Source organism: uncultured Thiodictyon sp., assembly GCA_903837595.1.
Lineage (GTDB): Bacteria > Pseudomonadota > Gammaproteobacteria > Chromatiales > Chromatiaceae > Thiodictyon.
In genome coordinates, this window is record CAILVI010000221.1 from 1 (window position 1) to 3,057 (window position 3,057).

Sequence of the window (3,057 nt, forward strand, 5' to 3'; positions counted from 1 at the left end):
CTGGACTTCCAACCGGTCGCCCTGGACATCGACCCCGGCGGTCAGCACCCGCACCCCCGCAGGCAGGCGTGGCCCCCAGTCTTCGCGGCGGGCCAGCAGCGGGTTGTCGTCGACGGTCTCGCCGGGGTGTGAACCAAAGTTGTGTGCTCATGCGGTTCGGCGGTGGTATCCATCGCGGGCGTTGTCATTGACGGCGGCAGGTTTTTGCTTGAGGTTGCGCCAATATGCTTCCCAATCACCGTTTATCCGCACAATCCGCAAGGCGAGCATGTGCTCGGCATGCTCGATGCGCCACCACGCGCCGGGCCGCTTTAACCGCTGCTGCGCTATATAGCGATGCGCGCTCTCAATCTCGCCCGATCCGATCGGCAGGCCGCCAGCCAAAGCCGCACGATAATCCAACTGGGCCTTTCGTTCGCTCAAATAGCGATGACAGCGACGCACAGGCGCTTTCTCGTCGCAGACTTCAGGCGCCTCGCAATGGCCGACCAATGCGTTCAAGGTCGCTTCGAGACGGCCGGTTTTGAGCGCCTCTTTTTGCGCTTCGACCCAGGCTTCCTTCGCCGCCTCGTCGGACGTGACCCCCTCTGTGCCAATGATCGTGAGACAGGTTGCCCTGAAGAGTTTAACGTTGAGGGCGCCGATGGAGAACTCACGTGGTCATGCCTGCCCAACCTGTTCCGACACCGACCGCCGCCCCTGCCGCGCAGAGCATCAGCCCTGCCGCCAGGCCAGCCCCGGTGCCAGCCCCGTCCGCGGCGAACCCGGAACTGGGCACTCGGCCGCAACGGCGGCACTTTTCAGCCAAGGACAAGCTTCGCATCCTGACCGAGGCCGATCACGCGTCGGCCAGTGGCGAACCCGGCGCGATCGGGGCGATCCTGCGCCGGGAGGGCATCTATTCCTCGATGTTGAGCGCCTGGCGGCGCCAGCGTGACCAGGGCGCCCTGACCGCTTTGGCCCCGCACAAACGCGGCCCGGTTCCTGACCCGGTCAATCCGCTCGACGGAGAGCTGACCCGCCTGCGCCGCGAGAATGCCGGCCTGATCGCTCGCCTGTCCCGTGCCGAGCAGATCATCGACATCCAAAAAAAACTTTCCGAGATGTTGGCGATCCCGCTGCCGCCGCTGACCGACCCCGAGACCGTCTGATGGCCGCCGCCTTGGCCCTGACCGACAACCATTCGGTGACAGTGGTGTGCGCCGCGCTGGGCATTGCTCGCGCCGGCTTCTACCGCTGGTGCTATCAGCCGTTGCCGACACCGCGCCCAGCCCCGCCGCGAACCCTGTCGTCGGACGAACGCCGCGCAGTGCTGGCGATGCTCGACTCTGAACGCTTCGCCGATCAGGCGCCGGCGGAAATCTATGCCACCCTGCTCGATGAAGGCCTCTACCTGTGCTCGATCCGAACCCTGTATCGCATCCTGGCCGAGCATGTTGAGTTGCGCGAACGTCGTGACCTCACCCGCCACGGCACCGATCAAAAGCCTGAATTGCTGGCCACCGGCCCCAACCAGGTCTGGTCGTGGGACATCACCAAACTGATGGGGCCGGCCAAATGGACCTATTTCTACCTGTACGTGATCATCGATATCTTCAGCCGACGAGTGGTCGGCTGGTGCGTTGCCGACCGCGAGAGCGCCCGACTGTTCCAGGTCCTGTTTGAAGAAACCCTGCTCAAGCACGACGTGCCCGCCGGCCAGCTCACCCTCCATGCCGACCGCGGCGGCCCGATGACGGCCAAAACCACCGCCCAGTTGATGGCCGATCTCGGCGTCACCAAGACCCACAGCCGACCCCACACCTCCAACGACAATCCCTTCTCCGAAGCCGCGTTCAAGACCCTCAAATATCAGCCGGAATTTCCGAAAAACTTCGGCTGCCAACAGGACGCGACAAATTTCTGCCGGGCGTATTTCACTTGGTACAACCAGGAGCACCACCACAGTGCTCTGGGGCTGATGACCCCAGACCAGATCCACTACGGCCAAGCCGACGCCATCACCGCCGCCCGGCAAGTTGTCCTTGATCAGGTCTACGCCCGCCACCCCGAACGCTTCGTCGCCAAGCCGCCCACGCCACCAGAAAAACCGGTCGCCGTCTGGATCAATCCACCACCCAAGGCCAAAAGCGGACCAAACCAGCCGCTCCGCGAGCAAGCCGAGCAAAACCGCCTGACCCACAGCCCGTCCCCGGACCCCATGGCGGCAACCATCGTATCACAACCGTAATACGCGGGTTACGCCACGCCGACCGGCTGGAGCCGCGACCAACCGCGCCGGCCGACGGTCACAACCAGGCCTTCCAAACCTGACCAACAACCGGCTTGGAGCTTAAAGTCCGAACCAGACTGTCTCAATGTCATTGACACGTTCCGGCTCGGCCAACCGCCTGATCCGGCCGAGCTATGCGCGGGACCGACAACCAGGTTGTGCGTCGGCGCATGGCTCACCGCTTGCGTTCGAGCCACAGCACCAGGGCTTCCCTGACCACGACTGATCGGTTCGGGCTGTCCAACCGCCCCGCAATCACCTTGTCGACCGCTTCCAACAGTGGCGTAGGCACCCGCACCACGAGCTGGGCACCGTGATCAGCCTTCGGTGGACGGCCCGTCTTGCCCTTCACAGGTGTTACAGCGGGCACCAGATCGGCACCCAGGGCGAACCGCTCGACCGCCTGTTCATAGGTCGGATCGGGTTCCGCTGGCTTGGGGCGAGACATGCTCGGCCTGATTTTTTGCATTGCGAATCCCTACGTTTGCGGTGTTAATGCGTGCATAACGCATAATATTTGCAATGCAAAAATCATACAATATTCAGTTCTGCGATGAGGGCGCGGAACTCATTGCCGGCGGCATCCTTGACCACGGGATCGGTGACGACATAGCCGGCACCGACCGAGCGGGCATAGGCCAGACGATCAACCAGGACGGCCCTGCAGACGTTCGCTGACAGTTCGGCGACCTTCGGATTGACCGCCAAGGCGTCGCGCGCGTCCTTCAGATCACCGCCCCGAGCGGGCACCCGGTTGAAGACGATGTGCAGCTTGAAGTCATGCA

At 63.4% G+C, this 3,057-nt stretch carries 3 protein-coding genes and 2 pseudogenes; 1 reads left to right on the forward strand and 4 read right to left on the reverse strand.

Translation table 11 applies throughout. The features are described 5' to 3' along the window. A pseudogene (locus QZY44_RS35760) lies at nt 1-111 on the reverse strand (terminase gpA endonuclease subunit); the annotation flags it as partial. A 36-nt stretch (nt 112-147) separates the two neighbouring features. After that, a complete protein-coding gene (locus tag QZY44_RS11770; RefSeq protein WP_295446416.1) occupies nt 148-501 on the reverse strand; it encodes a hypothetical protein in 354 nt (117 codons plus the stop codon). A 161-nt stretch (nt 502-662) separates the two neighbouring features. On the opposite strand from QZY44_RS11770, the pseudogene QZY44_RS11775 reads away from it, so the two are divergent. Next, nucleotides 663-2,131 (forward strand): annotated as a pseudogene (locus QZY44_RS11775) (IS3 family transposase); the annotation flags it as partial. Between the two features lie 316 nt (nt 2,132-2,447). Here the strand turns inward: QZY44_RS11775 and QZY44_RS11780 are convergent. Both QZY44_RS11780 and QZY44_RS11785 read right to left on the reverse strand, forming a co-directional pair. Further along, entirely contained in the window at nt 2,448-2,720 is a 273-nt protein-coding gene (locus QZY44_RS11780; RefSeq protein ID WP_295446418.1) for a hypothetical protein, read from the reverse strand. 83 nt (nt 2,721-2,803) lie between these two features. Next, a partial coding sequence (locus QZY44_RS11785) for a hypothetical protein (RefSeq protein WP_295446420.1) occupies nt 2,804-3,057 on the reverse strand: 254 nt, incomplete at its 5' end.